A 16402-nucleotide genomic window follows, 5' to 3' on the forward strand; every position below is an offset into this window, starting at 1 on the left:
GGAAATTAAAGCCGGAGACTTGCAATTAAGTTGTCTCCGAAAGCCAAAGTTAGTAAAAGAAATCCAAAACGGCAACAAATTAAGGGGACCAACATTTTCCCTTTAACGATATTTAAACCTGGAATTTGTCGACTCGCCAACCCGAACCTGTCAACTCACCAACCCGGACCTGTCAGCTCACCAATCCAAATCTGTCAACTCGTCAGCCTAAATTTGTCAACTTTTCAGTGCGAATTTTAACATTATGAGTACCTTTTTTGCCCACCAACCGCCTACCTTGCCGCAAAAAATAGATTCTCGCGGAGGTTTGTTTTGATGCAAAAAGGGGGCAGTTGTGCATGCAGGCGAAATGAATTTTTATTTAAACCGACCGCCACTACCACCCGTTTTTGGGTGATTTGTAGTAAAATGAAGTGCGTTTTGGTGCTAAACGCAGTATGTTTTGGTACAAAATGCAGTGCGTTTTGATGCTAAATGCAGTGCGTTTTGATGCTAAATGCAGTGCGTTTTGGTGCTAAATGCAAGGCGAAATGGTGCAAAACGCAGTGTAAAATGCTGCTAAATGCGGGGCGAAAAGCATAAATATCCACTGCAATGGTATAAATAAAACCTTCTCGAACCATGAAAAACAGGGCTGAAAAGGGCGAAATCGTCGTTAAAAAGTGGGATTTTAGGGGTAAAAAGCAGGTAATTGGGCTTGAGAAATTATGAGTTGGCAGCCAAACTAGAAAGGCAAAATGGTGCAAAATGCAGGTTCTTTTCTTGAAAATAGACAAAGCGAAAGGCGTACAAGGTTAGAAATGGTGGCTATTTACCTACTTTTTAACCCATATTTTCGCTAGAACGAAGCGAAAATTAGAATGAGTTTGTAAAATAAATACAACAATTTAAGTTTTTGAATTGATGGGTATTTGAGTTTGGGAGTCTGGAAGTTGATGAGTTGGTAAGTGGTTGAGTTAATGAGTTGGTAAGTGGTTGAGTTAATGAGTTGGTGAGTTTTTGACTTTGCGGGTTTGTGGGTTGGTAAGTGTTTGAGTTAATGAGTTGGTGAGTTGATGAAGTGGTGAGCGTTTGAGTTAATGAGTTGGTGAGTTGGTGATTTTGTGACTTTGTAGGTTTGTGGGTTGGTTATTTTTTTAGTTAATGAGGTTGTGAGTCGGTGAGTTGATGAAGTGGAGAGTTGGCGAGTTATGTATTCGGGAACTTTGGGTTTTCGTGAGTTCATAGGTAAGCGAGTTGCGTTGTTCTGCACTTCATATATAAAGAGGAGTGTTTGTGTTGTGTGGCACCACAAAGCACACACACTTCTCAATTTACAGAAACACGAGAGGTGGAGACAACGTCATTATCCCCTCTGTCTAAACATTCAACCCTAGGGGTTGGAAATAAAGATGTTTGCAAACATTCTCAACCTTTCTACCTTATAAACATTATCTTGACCGCCTTTCATTGCGCCAAACAGTAGTTAAACACGAAACGTTTACGGTTGCGCCATTGAAAAAAGCACAAAACTTTGCCTTGTTACGAAATAAAATTACTACCTTTGTCGTTCAAATTATGAGGAAATCGGCATACATAACACTCTCAATCCTGTTATCAACAATGATATTATGGATTGGTTCGGGCATCATGACTGTGGTGTGCGAGCATACGGGTAGTGTGTCTGTTGCCGAGATGCCGTCGAAGATGCACTGCAAGGATGCGGCTGCAAGCAACTGCATGAAGATGCAGGTGAAAACCTTATCGTCCACAAACGCAGAGCGGGCAGACTTCCATCAGCCGCTGCCCGTGCAGTCCTCACTTCTTCCGCAACTCATAACAGATTGCGATTTATTGCCTTTGCCCGTTTTGGCAAAGGCCTCCGAAAGAACATGGCAATGGCTTTGGCATGGCCCGCCACGCCAATATCTTCGGCTACTTACAACACTTCTGATTTGATTTTTTGTGTCTTCCTGTTATTCGTTAAGCGTAATAGGAAGAGCCTTTGTGCCTGTTTCACAAACGTGTTAATGTGCAAAGCTGTATCGGGCAACCCGTTGTTCTGATGCGTTAAGGCGCATACTCAGGGGTTTCTCGTACGCCTGCGGTTACGCCCCTTGCCTTATTCGTGCCCAAGAACAAAGTCCACGAGCCTCTTTCTTACAAGATGCACGAGGCAGAAAGTTCGTTATCTCACCACGGTTTTGCAGCGACATCGCCCCACACTCGCCCCTAAAAACATGTTTGTGAACAAACCGAGGGCCAGTTCTAACGCCCTGCTACTCCGCAGATGCCCACGCCAAGTGGATGCACCTTGTGGCACGTAGCAACTGGCCAAACTTTAACAACAACAAAAAATCAAATGTAATGAACAAAATTCCATATATATTAGGTGCAACGCTATTGGCCGTTGTGCCTGCTGTAGCCCAGCAAACACACCCCGACTCGACCATAACGCTGAAAGAACAGACGCTGGCAAACGTCACCGTAACTTCTCGCAAGGCCTCCGTGCGTTCGCTCAAAGGTGCCATCAACGGCAAAGACATCCTACGCGACGAGCTTTTCAAGGCCGCCTGCTGCAACCTAGGCGAGAGTTTCGTCACCAACCCGTCGGTCGATGTAAACTACGCCGATGCCACTACAGGTGCCAAACAAGTAAAACTGCTAGGCCTAAGCGGCACATACGTGCAGATGCTTACCGAAAACCTACCCAACTTCCGCGGTGCGGCTCTGCCCTATGGCCTAGGCTATGTTCCCGGCAACTGGATGAAGAGCATGCAGGTTAGCAAAGGCAACTCCTCGGTAAAGAACGGCTACGAAGCCATGACGGGACAAATAAACGTTGAGTACGTGAAACCAGAAGACGAGAAGGGCGTTTCGCTCAACCTCTATGGCAACACGATGGGAAAGTTCGAAGCCAACGCCGACGGCAATGTGCACATCAACGGCAACAAGAACCTCAGCACGGAGCTGCTGGTGCATTTTGAGAACAATTGGAGCCAACACGACGGCAATGGCGACGGATTTGAAGACGACCCGCAAGTGAAACAATACAACTTGCAGAACCGCTGGTTCTGGAAAAAAGGCGGCTACATGCTCCACGCCGGCTTGGCGTTGCTGAAAGAAGACCGCACTAGCGGACAAGTTGCGCACGCACAGCCCGCGCCCGGCAGCCTTACGCCTTACCGCATCGGCATTGGCACAGAGCGTTACGAGGGCTATATGAAACATGCCTTCATCCTAAACGAGGCACACGGCACCAATGTTGCCTTCATGGGCAACGTGTCTTTACACAAGCAAGATGCAAGCTATGGCATCAAACAGTACAGCGTGAACGAGAAGAACGCCTACGCATCGCTTATCTTTGAGACCAACTTCACACCTGAGCACAACCTTTCTGCCGGGCTAAGCCTTAACCACGACTACCTGCACCAACGTTTGTTGCTCCCTGCGGGCGTGGTGCCTGCCGATTACGGCAACCGCTATCCGCTAACGCGCGGCATAGAAAGCGAAACAACGCCTGGCGCATACGTACAATACACCTATAACCTGCACAACCGCGTGATTGCCATGGCCGGCTTGCGCATCGACCACAGCAACGTGTACGGAACGTTCTTCACGCCACGTTTCCACCTGAAGTGGATGCCGGCAGACCTGCTCACCATCCGCCTATCTGCTGGAAAGGGCTATCGTAGTCCGCACGCACTGGCCGAGAACAACTACCTCATGGCGTCTGGTCGCCGACTAATCATCGACAACCTGGAACAAGAGGCCGCGTGGAACTATGGAACCAGCCTGAGCTTCCTCATCCCGATAGGTAAGCAAACGCTGAAATTAAACGCCGACTATTATTACACGCACTTCCTTTCGCAAACCCTTATCGACTACGACACCAACCCGCAAGAGCTGCACATCACCAATCTCAACGGCAAGAGCTACTCGCATACCGTACAGATTGATGCTTCGTACCTGCTCTTTAAGGGGCTCGACCTGACGGCGGCCTACCGCTACAACCTCGTTAAGGCCACTTATGGCGGCCGTTTGATGTGGAAACCGCTGCAAAGTCGCTACAAGGCACTGCTTACAGCCAGCTACAAAACGCCCTTAGGACTATGGCAGTTTGATGCGACGGCAGTGTTGAACGGCGGCGGAAGAATGCCCGAACCCTACACAACAGCATCGGGCAACCTGTCGTGGAGCCGCAACTTCAAGGCATACGGCCAGCTCAACGCACAGGTTACGCGCTATTTCCGCCATTTCTCAGTGTACGTAGGCAGCGAAAATTTGGGTAATTACAAGCAGAAGAACCCCATTATCGGATACCAAAACCCATGGGACAACAACTTTGAACCCACAATGGTATATGGCCCCGTGCAGGGTGCCTCGGCCTATATCGGCATCCGCGTCAATCTGGGAAAACGGCTTTAAACGCCCCATCCTCTCGCCTTAACGGCGCAAACAAATAAGAATAACAACCAGGGACAAACGGTTAGAAACCAAGTTTGGGCCGTTATCCCACAAACAACAAACAAATGAAAAAATCAATTATTTCGATGGTACTGTTCATGGTAGCCATGATTGCAACCGCAAAAGACATTAAGACCGTTGTTTTCACCACAACCCCACAGATGCACTGTGCCAACTGCGAAGCGAAAATTAAAGGCAACCTCCGCTTTGAAAAAGGAGTGAAAGCTATAAAAACAGACGTAGAGGCCCAGAAGGTTTTCGTTTCTTACGATTCAAAGAAAACAACCGAGGAAAAGATTCAAAAGGCATTTGAGAAATTTGGTTATAAGGCAGAAAAGACCGATAAGGATGCCAAGATACCCGTGCATAAGGACGAACAATGTGAGAACATGTAACGGAACCGGCTACAAAGCCTCACGCAACGGCACAAGGGACACTTGTTGTACAACAAGTTGAGGGGGAACTTGCGCCAGCGCGTGGGGCTTTATTGGCGGTTCTTAAATTTGGACGGGCAGCGCATTTGCCCATCCCTTGCAACACGCGTTTATCTATTAGGCAGGCTCTAAAAACCTCCAATGGGTTTTAGGACCTGCCTATATCATTTTTGTGTGCATACACCCAACAACTCATAAACTCATTGTTTGCATGCACTCAACAACTCAAAAAATTACAACCTCACCTACCTTCCACTTACGTTCCGCCACGCCAAAAACCACGAAAGCGCACGTTCCCTCTCGTTAAATTTGCCTATTTCTTACCGAAAGTATAAAGAAAAAGTCACACGAACTTGCCTAATGCGTTAAAAATCATTATCTTTGCATCCACATTTAACAGCAACTACCGCGAATGGTCAATAAAATAAAGAAACTGAAGAAGATTAGAATACACCGAGAAGGCACTGAAACCCTGGCGCTTGGGTTCATCGTACTTGCCATCGTAGCACCCCTTTTATGGGTGTTTTTCGAGTGTAAAGTGGCGTTTTGGACGTTCTTGGTGATATACGGCATTGCCTATGGCATCATTATCAACTTCTTCCGCTGCCCCATACGCGTGTTCAATGGCGACACGGAGAAAGTGGTGGTTGCGCCAGCCGATGGAAAAATAGTCGTAATAGAAGAGGTGGACGAAAACACTTACTTCCACGATCGCCGCATCATGGTGTCTATCTTCATGAGTCTTTTCAACGTTCATGCCAACTGGTTCCCCGTTGACGGCAAGGTAAAGAAGGTAGAACACAAAGACGGAAACTTCCATAAGGCATGGTTACCCAAAGCAAGCGAGGAGAACGAACATGCAGATGTGGTGATAACTACGCCCGACGGAGTGGACATTCTCTGCCGCCAAATTGCGGGAGCAATGGCCCGACGCATTGTTACTTACGCCAAACCTGGCGAAGATTGCTATATCGACGAACACCTCGGCTTTATCAAACTGGGGTCGCGCGTTGACGTATTCCTCCCCTTGGGCACCGAGATATGCGTAAAAATGGGCCAACTTACCACGGGCGACCAAACCGTTTTGGCCAAGCTTAAATAATAAGGAACACTGCCAATGGCAAACAAAATAACCCGCCACATACCCAACACCATAACCTGTTGCAACCTCATTTCGGGCTGCATCGCCATCATTGCGGCCATTTATGGCGACTTGTGGCTCGCCCTACTCTTCATTGTCATCGGGTCTGTGTTCGACTTTTTCGATGGCATGTCGGCGCGTTTGCTCCATGTTTCTGCGCCCATTGGCAAAGAACTCGACTCGCTTGCCGATGTCATCACCTTTGGCTTAGCCCCTTCGGTGATGCTTTTTCAGCAACTTTCAGTTTTAGACTACCCCTTCGGAAGCGTTTATCGGTGGCAAATTACGGGCTATATACCTTTCGTTGCCTTTCTGATGACAGCCTTTTCCGCCCTCCGTTTGGCCAAGTTTAACCTTGACGAACGGCAGACAACATCATTCATCGGACTGCCAACACCAGCCAATGCCCTGTTTTGGGGGTCGCTCTTGTTGGGACTCGACAGCCAGATGCAAGCTGTAAATTGGGCACCGTTCGCGCTCATAGCCTTGATGTTGCTCAACTGTTGGCTGCTTGTGTCCGAACTACCTATGTTTGCACTCAAATTTAAACACTGGGGCTGGAAGGGCAACGAGGTGAAATACATCTTCGTACTTAGCTGCATACCGCTGCTCGTTATCTTTAAAGTGCTGGCCTTTGCCATCATCATTGCGTGGTATGTGGTGCTGTCGGCCTATGTCAACGCCACTAAAAAACAATAGCAATGGATTTTATCTTGAAGTCGATAGGCGTGCTTTTGCTATCGGTGTTGTTTGTTGCGCTGATAGCTTTCTTGCTAACGTTTAGGCGTATCATAAAATCCGTGCGCCAAACCATGCGCCAATTCAACAACGCCACCACCTCTTCTGCCACCAATGGGTCGCAACGCGCAGGCAAAGCGGGCGAAGTGATTATCGACAGTCGCACATCCGAGCGAATGAACCAAAAGATTTTTGAACAAAACGAGGGCGAATACGTAGACTTTACTGAAGAAAAGTAAAGCAAGCGAAACTAAACAAACCTCACTCTCGTCCTTCTTCTAAAAGGATAGGAGAATGATATTCCATGCCGCAACAAAGCTAATTGTCACCTTATCCCAATGAAGAAAGGAGAAGGATGGAGGTGTGCACTTCGATTCGGACCGGGCAGAACAAAACGGCATAAGAAGGTAAAGACAAAACGTAAGCATTCTGTGCTAAAAAACAACAAAGGCAAAGCGTAACACCAATAAGCGAAAAAAATGTTGTAACTTTGCATAAGTTGTCCTGCACTCGGCAATTCGAGAACAAGTTCTCATTGCGCTCGTTGGCGGCAACTTTGCATAACAAGTTGTCTTTGCTTGCCCATTCTGCAATCGTCGTTCGGCACATTGGCAGACAACCATTCGGCACAAACTGGCTGCATCCGCAAGCATAAGCGCACGGCGGAAGTAGCTAGGCGTATTTGTTTTCTACCCCCAAGACGCAACAAACGCCACTAACAGACATGCCAAACAAGGGGGAACAGGGGGCGCACACCACGCCACCCAAACACCAGATAAAGATGAAAGTAAGTGATTTCCTAAATAAAAAGGCAGCAGCCAAGGCCATTTCGTTCGAGGTGCTGCCACCACTCAAAGGCAATGGCACGGCACAATTGTTTCGTACCATCGACCGCTTACGCGAGTTTTGCCCCAGCTACATCAACATAACTACCCATAACAGCGAGTATGTTTACCGCCAATTGGACAACGGACAGTACGAACGCGACCGCATTCGCCGACGTCCTGGCACCATTGCCATTGCTGCCGCCATACAGCAACGCTATGCCATACCCGTTATTCCGCACATCATTTGCAGCGGCGCAACGATTGAAAGCATTGAATACGAATTGCTGGACTTGCAGTTTTTGGGCATTCAGAACCTGTTGTTGCTACGTGGCGACAAGGCGCGAGACGACAGAATGTTCACGCCAACGCCCAACGGACACGCTCATACCACCGAACTCATCGAGCAGGTGAACCACTTTAACGAGGGATTTTTTGCTGATGGAACGCCTATGAAACACCCTGGCGAGAGTTTCGAGTATGGGGTGGCGTGCTATCCGGAGAAACACGAGGAGGCGCCCAACCTCGATATGGACATCGATTACTTGCTCCGTAAACAGCAACTAGGGGCGAAATACGCCGTTACACAGCTGTTTTACGACAACCAAAAGTACTTCGACTTCGTGGAAAAGGCACGCCAAAAGGGCGTCACCATACCCATCGTGCCGGGCATTAAGCCGTTTGCCAAGTTGGGACAGCTAACGGTTATACCCCGTACATTCCACTGCGACCTGCCTACGGCCTTGGCTAGCGAAATCGTTAAGTGCAAAACCGACGACGATGCAAAGGCATTGGGCGTGGAATGGGCCACGCAACAATGTCGCGAACTCTATGCGAAGGGCGTGTCCAGCATTCACTTTTACACCGTATCGGCGGTCGATTCAATCTGCGAAGTGGCCAAAAAACTGTTATGAACTGGAACGACGTAATTGGGCAAGACGACGTTAAACGTCGACTCGTAAGCATGGTGCACAACAACCGTTTGCCCCATGCGCTGATGCTCTGCGGCCCTTCTGGCAGCGGAAAACTGGCTTTGGGCTTGGCGCTTGCCTCGTACTTGCTTTGCGAACGCCATGCAGAAGGCGATGCTCCTTGCGGCGAATGCGCCGCTTGCGCCATGATGCGCCGCTTTGAACACCCTGACCTGCACTTCTCTTTCCCCGTTATTCGCCCCGCAGGAACGTCGAGCGAACACAAGATGAACAGCGACGACTTCGCCCCACAGTGGCGAGAGATGTTGCAAACAACGCTTTATCCCTCGATAGACCTTTGGCTCGACCAGATGGACGCGGCCAACCAACAGGCTCAGATGGGCGTTGGCGAAAGCGACTTGCTGATGAAACGCCTCAGTATGAAGTCGAGTCAAGGGGGATATAAGGTGGCCGTGGTGTGGCTTGCCGAACGTATGAATCAAGAATGCGCCAACAAGTTGCTCAAGCTTTTGGAGGAACCGCCTGCCCAAACGCTCTTCATCCTTGTGTGTCAAGAGCCCGAACTGCTGCTCGAAACCATCAAGAGCCGCACCCAACGCATCGACTTGCCGCCCATTGCCGTGCACGACATGCAGCAAGCACTGATACAAAAGCGCAACATAACGCCCGAAGACGCGCGCCGGGTGGCACGATTAGCCAACGGAAGTTGGACAAACGCCCTGGCCGAACTTAGCGTAGACAACGAGAACAAGCAGTTTTTAGACATGTTTATCATGCTGATGCGGCTGGCCTACCAACGAAACATACGCGAACTGCGCCGTTGGAGCGATGCCGTGGCCACCTATGGGCGCGAGAAACAAAAGCGCATGCTGACTTACTTTGCACGTCTGATGCGCGAAAACTTCATGTTCAACTTCGGCATTGCCGACCTTGTGTACATGTCGCGCGAAGAAGAAAACTTCGCCAGAAACTTTGCACGTTTCGTAAACGAAGAGAATATCGTGGAGATTTCCGAACTTATCGACCGCTGCATCCGCGACATTTCGCAGAACGCCAACGCCAAAGTGGTGTTCTTCGACTATGCCATCAACATGATTCTCTACATCAAGAAGGCATAAAAGGCGGTTCAATATCGGCTCGTTCAAGCATCCTCCCGCACGCATTGCAGAGGGAAAGCGCAGGGTCGAGCCAACTAAAATAGCACTCTCCGACAGGATATTTCGCCCACCAAGGCCAACATCCTGCCGTCAATATATAAAACAAAACGAACAAATGGATTACAAAAATATGAAGTTCAAGGTGGCCACTGGCTGCGACCACGGCGGATGCTGTGGGGGCTGTTGCCGTTCAGACCACCAACTAAATACATACGATTGGTTGGCCGACGTGGTGAACGACCCCGACAAAACCGACCTTGTTGAGGTGCAATTCAAGAATACACGCAAGGGTTATTACCACAACGTGAACAACTTACAGCTTACAAAAGGCGACATGGTGGCCGTGGAAGCGAGCCCAGGACACGACATTGGCGTGGTTACCCTTACGGGAAGGCTCGTGGCTTTGCAGATAAAGAAGGCCAACTTAAAGTCGGCCGACGACATCAAACGCATCTATCGCTTAGCCAAACCCGTAGACCTAGACAAGTACGAAGAGGCTAAGAGTCGCGAGAACGACACGATGATACAGAGCCGACAGATAGCAAAAGACCTGGGATTGAAGATGAAAATCGGCGATGTAGAATATCAAGGCGACGGAAACAAGGCCATTTTCTACTACATTGCTGATGAAAGAGTGGACTTCCGACAGCTTATTAAGGTGCTGGCAGACACTTTTCACGTGCGTATCGAAATGAAACAGATTGGCGCACGCCAAGAAGCAGGGCGCATAGGCGGCACAGGACCCTGCGGGAGAGAGCTGTGTTGCGCCACATGGAACAAGAATTTCGTGTCGGTTAACACCAATGCCGCCCGCTTTCAAGACATCTCTCTCAATCCTCAAAAGCTTGCCGGCATGTGCGGTAAACTGAAATGCTGCCTTAATTACGAAGTAGACAACTACGTGGAGGCCGCTAAACGCATGCCCAGCAAAGAGGTTTCGCTGCACTCGGGCGATGCCGAACACTTCGTTTTCAAAACAGATATCTTGGCGGGAACGGTTACTTACTCCACCGATAAGAACCTCGCCGTGAACCTCGTTACCATTACGGCCGAACGTGCTAGGGCTATTATCGAGATGAATCGCCGTGGCGAAAAGCCCGACTCGCTTGAAGAGGAACGCCACAAGCAGCACACCGACAAGCCTATCGACCTCTTGGCTAATGCCGACCTGAGCCGATTCGACAAGTCGAAACGCCCGAAACGCCCCGCTAACGGCAAGCCCAAGGGCGACAAGCGCGATGGTTCTGCACCCCAAAATGGTGCTCCGCAACAACGCAAGGAACATCTGCGTCAGCGCGAACAACAGGCGGAAAGACGCCGTCAAAGGCCGCAACAGCCACGTGCACAAGAGGGCAAACAAGAGAATAACGGCAACAGGCATCGTCGCGATAACCAACGTAGAGGAGGCGCGCCATCGAATAACCAACCGCAAAAACAAGAATAGCAAGCCGATGGAGCGTTTAGTGAAAGGCGCATTGGTGGCTCTTGCAGTCGCCTTAGTTAGCGCATGCAGCATGGACACCGTCTATCACCGATACAGTCACACGTCGGTGAGCGGATGGGAGAAGAACGACACCTTGAAGTTTTACGTTCCCCGACTTCATCAAGGTGGGGTATTCGCCCAGCAACTAGACGTGCGCATCAACGGTGCTTACCCATTTACGGCGGCCACACTCATCGTTAAGCAACGCATTGTGCCTGGCAACCAAGAGCTGACAGACACCATCAACTGCACGTTTAGCAAGCCCGACGGCACTCGTCTCTCGCGTGGCATCAGCTATTACCAATACAGTTACCCCATAGCCAAGCACGATTTGCGCGAAGGCGACAGCCTAGTGGTGAGCGTTTACCACGACATGAAACGCGACATGCTACCAGGAATATCCGATGTTGGCATCCATATCAGTCGCGTTAGCTATTTGCATAATGCGCTATATAAATAAGGAGAGGGTGTTAGCTCTTTCTATAAAGGCTTGCAAATCGTAGAAAAATCAACTACCTTTGCAACGAAGAAAAGTGCACTTGATGGCTATACGCCTTCATACTGCACTATAAAAGGGACTGAAAGAGGGGCTGCCTACATGGCAGCCCCTCTGCTTTTTCGGTAAGACTTAATGCTGTTCGAGCCACAAAGCTCAAGTCTTTCAATGTTGATAAGCTACCCAATCCCCCGAACTTCCCCAAGCTAACCTACGCGTAAACCGCTGGCTAGCACGTGCATTCAACAAGACCAAGAGAGCCACGGACTTAGAAACCCTGCAACTCAAACCCGCTTTCCTCACCTTACTTCTCCATCACTTCGTTCGTCAGTTCCTTACCTTCGCTAAACTCCTTAATACTTTCTAGCGTAGTAAGCGCAATGTTGTGCATCGCCTCAGCGGTAAAGAAAGCCTGGTGCGAAGTAAGAACCACGTTAGGCATCATCAACAAACGGGCAAGCACATCGTCGTCGATAATCTTATCGCTGCGGTCTTCGTAGAAGTAATTCTTCTCTTCTTCGTACACGTCTAGGCCTGCCGACCCCACTTGTTTCGTGCGCAAGCCCTCAATTAAGTCCTCGGTATGGACCAGTTTTCCACGTCCCGTGTTGATAATCATCACGCCCGGTTTCATCTTCGCAATGCTTTGGGCGTTGATAAGGAACGTGGTTTCGGGCGTAAGCGGACAGTGCAACGAGATAATGTCGCTCTCGGCGTACAGCTCGTCCAGCGAAACCATCCGCACATCATACCGCTTGGCAAAATCCATATCGGGGTAAAGGTCGTATGCCAGCACCTTCATACCAAAGCCATGCAATATCTTTATCAGTTCTTTTGCAATCCTGCCCATGCCCACAATGCCCGCCGTCTTGCCATACATGTCGAAACCCATCAAGCCTTTAAGGGCGAAGTTGCCCTCGCGTGTGCGGTTAACGGCACGGAAAATCTTACGATTAAGGGCCAACATCAGCGAAACGGCATACTCGGCAACGGCATGTGGCGAGTAAGCAGGCACGCGAACAACCTTTATCCTGTCTTTTGCCGCCTTCAAATCTACGTTGTTAAAGCCTGCACATCGCAGTGCAATAAGTTTCACGCCATTCTTAATCAGCTCGTCGATAACGGCTGCATTGCATTCCGCATTAACGAAAATGCACACCACATCGGCACCCTTGGCCAGCGGAACGGTTTTAAGATTGAGATATTCTTGATAATAACGGATGTCAAAACCATAGTCGGCGTTCGTCTTGTTGAACGAAACCTCGTCGTACGATTTGGCATCGAAGAATGCTACTTTAATCATGAAGTTGTGGATTTTTGAATGTTACTAATTACGTTTGTTTGGCCATATGCGGCGCATTTGTGCATACCGCCACTGGGCGAGAACCGCTCTGGTTGCTCGTCTTTGGTTATCCTGTCACGGCCAAACATCATTCTTACAACCTGCAAAGTAAACACTTTTTTCCGAGATAACGGCCGTTCGCGCCCACAATATGCGGCAACAAGGGCAAGTTTACCACTTAGCACAAGCCATTGCACACAAAAAGACATCGCCCCACCCCAAACAAAACACCCTCAAAACGGCCCTAATCCCCCCATATTTTGCTAACTTTGCAAACGCAACAACATATTTAAGATGAAGCTTGTACGACCCAAAAAGCATCTTGGTCAGCATTTCTTGACCGACTTAGGCATTGCCCAACGCATTGCCGACACCGTAGACGCATGCCCAGAGCTGCCCATTCTCGAAGTGGGACCAGGCATGGGCGTGCTAACCCAGTATCTCGCAACCAAGAACAGGCCGCTACGCGTGGTGGAAATAGACACCGAATCGGTGGCCTTCCTGTACAATAACTTCCCCCTTTTGGCAGAAAACGTGCTGGGCGAAGACTTCCTGCGCATGGACCTCGCCAGCGTTTTCACTGGCCAACCCTTTGTGCTGACGGGCAATTACCCCTACGACATCTCCTCGCAAATATTCTTTAAGATGCTCGACAACAAGCATCTCATCCCCTGTTGCACAGGAATGATACAGCGCGAAGTGGCCTTGCGCATCGCCTCGCAGCCAGGAACAAAGGCATACGGCATTCTTTCGGTGCTTATTCAGGCTTGGTACGATGTGGAATATCTCTTTACCGTAGACGAAACGGTGTTTAATCCGCCGCCCAAAGTAAAGAGTGCCGTTATCCGCATGGCGCGAAACAAAGTAGAAAACCTTGGTTGCAACGAGATATTGTTTAAGCGCGTGGTGAAAACGGTGTTCAATCAGCGGCGCAAGATGTTGCGCGTTAGCCTGCGCCAGCTATTTGCCGGCATGCCTGCCTCGCCCGAATTTTATGCACAAGAGATGTTTACACGCCGCCCCGAACAGCTTTCGGTGGCCGAGTTTGTGCAGCTAACCAACATGGTAGAACAAGAAATGAACGCCCAAAAACAATGAACAAGGAAACCACCTACACCGCCCTTTTGCCGCAGATAACCGCTCTCATTAAGGGCGAGAGCAACGAAACCAGCGTATTGGCCAATGTTGCCGCCGCCCTGCACCAAGCCTTCGACCAGTTTTTTTGGACGGGTTTCTACCTACTTCACCCCGATGGTATGTTGCGCTTAGGCCCCTTTCAAGGTCCGCCCGCCTGCTATGCCATCGCCATTGGTAAGGGCGTGTGTGGCCAAGCGTTCGAGTTGGGGCGCACCTTGGTTGTTCCCGACGTAGAACAATTCCCTGGACACATCGCTTGCAGCACCCTTTCGCGGTCAGAAATCGTAGTACCCGTATTCTCCAAGTCGGGCAAACCCGTTGCCGTTCTCGACATCGACAGCAAACAGCTCGCCACATTCGACGACACCGATAAGCTTTATTTGGAGCAAGTGGCACAGCTACTCACCGACACATTATATTAAGGCCCGTTCTGTAACTCCACGCAAGGGCTTAACACCTGTTTTTCTTTTGCCCTGCTCTTTCTTTTCTCCTCTTTCAGTTCCATAACCTGCAACGCATATTCGTTCGTAAACAAAATTCGCTCAGCGTTTTGCGTCTGTTTTGATAAAAGCCATGTGATTTTTGTTAAGATTGTTCGAACGAAAAGAATTATAGTCAAACAGAATTGGATTTGAAAAGACACAGTTGCATCGTAAGCAAAAAGAAAATCTCCTTTTCCTCCACATAAGGGTTTATTCATTCTATGCAACGCACGTCTTGCACGCTGCCAACAACAATTTTCCAAATGCAATTCTTTTTCACTATAATCGCTATACTTGCAGCAACACCCTTAACCCACTTGCCCAACGCGATGTATCTATCACTAAACAATTTGCCCTATTACCAAATCTTAAATTACTATCTTTTATTTTACAAAACCATTCTAATTTTTGCTCCGTTCTAGCGAAAATAGGGGTTAAAAAGTAGGCAAATGTCTACCATTTCTTGCCTTCCGCGCCTTTCGCTTTGTCTATTTCCAAGAAAAGAACCTGCATTTTGCACCATTTTGCCTTTCTATTTTGGTCGCCAACTCATAATTTTTCAAGCCCAATTACTCGCTTTTAGCCCCTAAAATCCCACTTTTTAACCACTATTTCACCCTTTTCGGCCATGTTTTTCATGGAACATAAAGGTTTTATTTATACCATTGCAGCGGATATTTATGTTTTTCGCCTAGCATTTAGCCACATTTTACTTTGCGTTTAGCACTAAAACGCACTGCATTTAGCACCATTTCACCTTGCATTTTGTACCAAAACGCACTGCGTTTAGCGGCATATTGCACCGCGTTTAGCACCAAAACGCGCTGCATTTTGCTGCAAATCGCCAAAAAACGGGTGTTCGTGGCGGTCAGTTTAAATAAAAATTCATTTCGCCTGCATGCACAACTGCCCCCTTTTTGCATCAAAACAAACCTCCGCGAGAATCGATTTTTTGCGGCAAGGTGGGCGGTTGGTGGGCAGAAAAGGCACTCATAATGTTAATATTTATACTGAAAAGTTGACAAGTCCAGGTTGGTGAGTTGACAGCTCGACGAGTTGACAAGTAAACGAGTAAACAAGAGCTGGTGTCATAGTGCAAACAGACATTTGGCAAAACTCCTTACTCCTCTACTATTTGCTCCTTTACCACTTGCTCCCTTACTTCTTTACCACTCACTTCTTACCCCTTTAACTCCGTCGCTCCTTTTTGACAAGTTTATGAGTTCAGTCCCTTTTCAAGGCCCAACCGGTTTTTGCCACAGGCAAAGGGACTGGAATTCCAAAGATTGCAGTGCCCTTGTAAAGTACTTCGTGCATATGCAGGGCGTTTATCTTGGCTTTACAGCACAAAGACGATAAGCCCCTCTCAATTTATGGAAACATTATAAAGGTCAAGACAACTTCCATATATTTATAGCACGGCCAACACCTGTCGGCAGCGACAATGCCGTGTGCAAGTGTTCCGGCACGTTGGGCATACCTCCACGCACGAGCGTTTGCGCTAACGGGATTAAAATAATTTAAGGGGAAATGGGGCTTTTGTGCAAATATCGTTAAAAGAAAGACCATTTTCCCCTTTGTTCGTTGCAGTCTTGGAATTAAATCGCTAACTTCGCTATCAAGATACGACAGATTGCAAATCTTCCTCTTTCTTTTAGAGCAAGACTGTTTTTCAGCCGACAGAGGAGACTTCAAGAAGTTGTTGAGGTTTTCTCTTTTTTGTTTTCACGCCGGCATGATGACAGGAAACTGAAAGGACCTCCGAAAACATCATTTATTCATAAACAATT

General features: G+C 48.6%; 14 protein-coding genes. 12 read left to right on the plus strand and 2 right to left on the minus strand.

The window, feature by feature from the left end; translation table 11 throughout:
- Nucleotides 1-1602 precede the first annotated feature (1602 nt).
- The 10 genes from HMPREF0670_RS14330 (at nt 1603) to HMPREF0670_RS14375 (ending at nt 11615) form a co-directional block, all read left to right on the plus strand.
- Nucleotides 1603-1938 (plus strand): hypothetical protein, encoded by a 336-nt coding sequence (locus HMPREF0670_RS14330; RefSeq protein ID WP_044078405.1) that lies wholly within the window; start codon nt 1603-1605, stop codon nt 1936-1938.
- Between the two features lie 408 nt (nt 1939-2346).
- On the plus strand, nt 2347-4407 hold the full coding sequence (locus HMPREF0670_RS14335; RefSeq protein WP_044078414.1) for a TonB-dependent receptor plug domain-containing protein: 2061 nt from the start codon (nt 2347-2349) through the stop codon (nt 4405-4407).
- 104 nt (nt 4408-4511) lie between these two features.
- On the plus strand, nt 4512-4841 hold the full coding sequence (locus HMPREF0670_RS14340) for a heavy-metal-associated domain-containing protein (protein WP_044078415.1): 330 nt from the start codon (nt 4512-4514) through the stop codon (nt 4839-4841).
- A gap of 451 nt (nt 4842-5292) precedes the next feature.
- Nucleotides 5293-5982, plus strand: coding sequence for a phosphatidylserine decarboxylase family protein (locus tag HMPREF0670_RS14345; RefSeq protein WP_009231868.1), 690 nt, complete (start codon nt 5293-5295; stop codon nt 5980-5982).
- A gap of 15 nt (nt 5983-5997) precedes the next feature.
- A complete protein-coding gene (pssA, locus tag HMPREF0670_RS14350) occupies nt 5998-6720 on the plus strand; it encodes a CDP-diacylglycerol--serine O-phosphatidyltransferase (RefSeq protein ID WP_009231869.1) in 723 nt (240 codons plus the stop codon).
- A gap of 2 nt (nt 6721-6722) precedes the next feature.
- On the plus strand, nt 6723-6998 hold the full coding sequence (locus tag HMPREF0670_RS14355; RefSeq protein WP_009231870.1) for a DUF4834 family protein: 276 nt from the start codon (nt 6723-6725) through the stop codon (nt 6996-6998).
- 542 nt (nt 6999-7540) lie between these two features.
- Nucleotides 7541-8497, plus strand: coding sequence for a methylenetetrahydrofolate reductase (locus HMPREF0670_RS14360; RefSeq protein WP_009231871.1), 957 nt, complete (start codon nt 7541-7543; stop codon nt 8495-8497).
- Nucleotides 8494-9633: an ATP-binding protein gene (locus HMPREF0670_RS14365; RefSeq protein WP_009231872.1), complete on the plus strand. Its 1140-nt coding sequence runs from the start codon at nt 8494-8496 to the stop codon at nt 9631-9633. The genes HMPREF0670_RS14360 and HMPREF0670_RS14365 overlap by 4 nt, the downstream gene beginning before the upstream one ends.
- Before the next feature lie 154 nt (nt 9634-9787).
- Nucleotides 9788-11116: a stage 0 sporulation family protein gene (locus HMPREF0670_RS14370; RefSeq protein WP_009231873.1), complete on the plus strand. Its 1329-nt coding sequence runs from the start codon at nt 9788-9790 to the stop codon at nt 11114-11116.
- Between the two features lie 7 nt (nt 11117-11123).
- The gene (locus HMPREF0670_RS14375) at nt 11124-11615 is read left to right on the plus strand and encodes a gliding motility lipoprotein GldH (RefSeq protein WP_009231874.1); all 492 of its coding nucleotides are present in this window, start codon (nt 11124-11126) and stop codon (nt 11613-11615) included.
- Nucleotides 11616-11955: 340 nt separating this feature from the next.
- On the opposite strand, the gene HMPREF0670_RS14380 is transcribed toward HMPREF0670_RS14375, so the two are convergent.
- Entirely contained in the window at nt 11956-12954 is a 999-nt protein-coding gene (locus HMPREF0670_RS14380) for a 2-hydroxyacid dehydrogenase (RefSeq protein ID WP_009231875.1), read from the minus strand.
- A gap of 333 nt (nt 12955-13287) precedes the next feature.
- Here HMPREF0670_RS14380 and rsmA point away from each other — a divergent pair, with 333 nt between their 5' ends.
- Together rsmA and HMPREF0670_RS14395 are read left to right on the plus strand one after the other, a co-directional pair.
- Nucleotides 13288-14091, plus strand: a complete 804-nt coding sequence (gene rsmA / locus HMPREF0670_RS14390; RefSeq protein WP_009231877.1) for a 16S rRNA (adenine(1518)-N(6)/adenine(1519)-N(6))-dimethyltransferase RsmA — start codon at nt 13288-13290, stop codon at nt 14089-14091.
- A complete protein-coding gene (locus tag HMPREF0670_RS14395) occupies nt 14088-14552 on the plus strand; it encodes a GAF domain-containing protein (protein WP_009231878.1) in 465 nt (154 codons plus the stop codon). Before rsmA ends, HMPREF0670_RS14395 begins: the two co-directional genes overlap by 4 nt.
- On the opposite strand, the gene HMPREF0670_RS14400 is transcribed toward HMPREF0670_RS14395, so the two are convergent.
- Nucleotides 14549-14830, minus strand: a complete 282-nt coding sequence (locus HMPREF0670_RS14400) for a hypothetical protein (RefSeq protein ID WP_044078407.1) — start codon at nt 14828-14830, stop codon at nt 14549-14551. The genes HMPREF0670_RS14395 and HMPREF0670_RS14400 overlap by 4 nt on opposite strands.
- Between the last annotated feature and the right edge of the window lie 1572 nt (nt 14831-16402).

Origin of the sequence: Prevotella sp. oral taxon 317 str. F0108, assembly GCF_000162415.1 — a bacterium.
Taxonomy (GTDB): domain Bacteria; phylum Bacteroidota; class Bacteroidia; order Bacteroidales; family Bacteroidaceae; genus Prevotella; species Prevotella conceptionensis.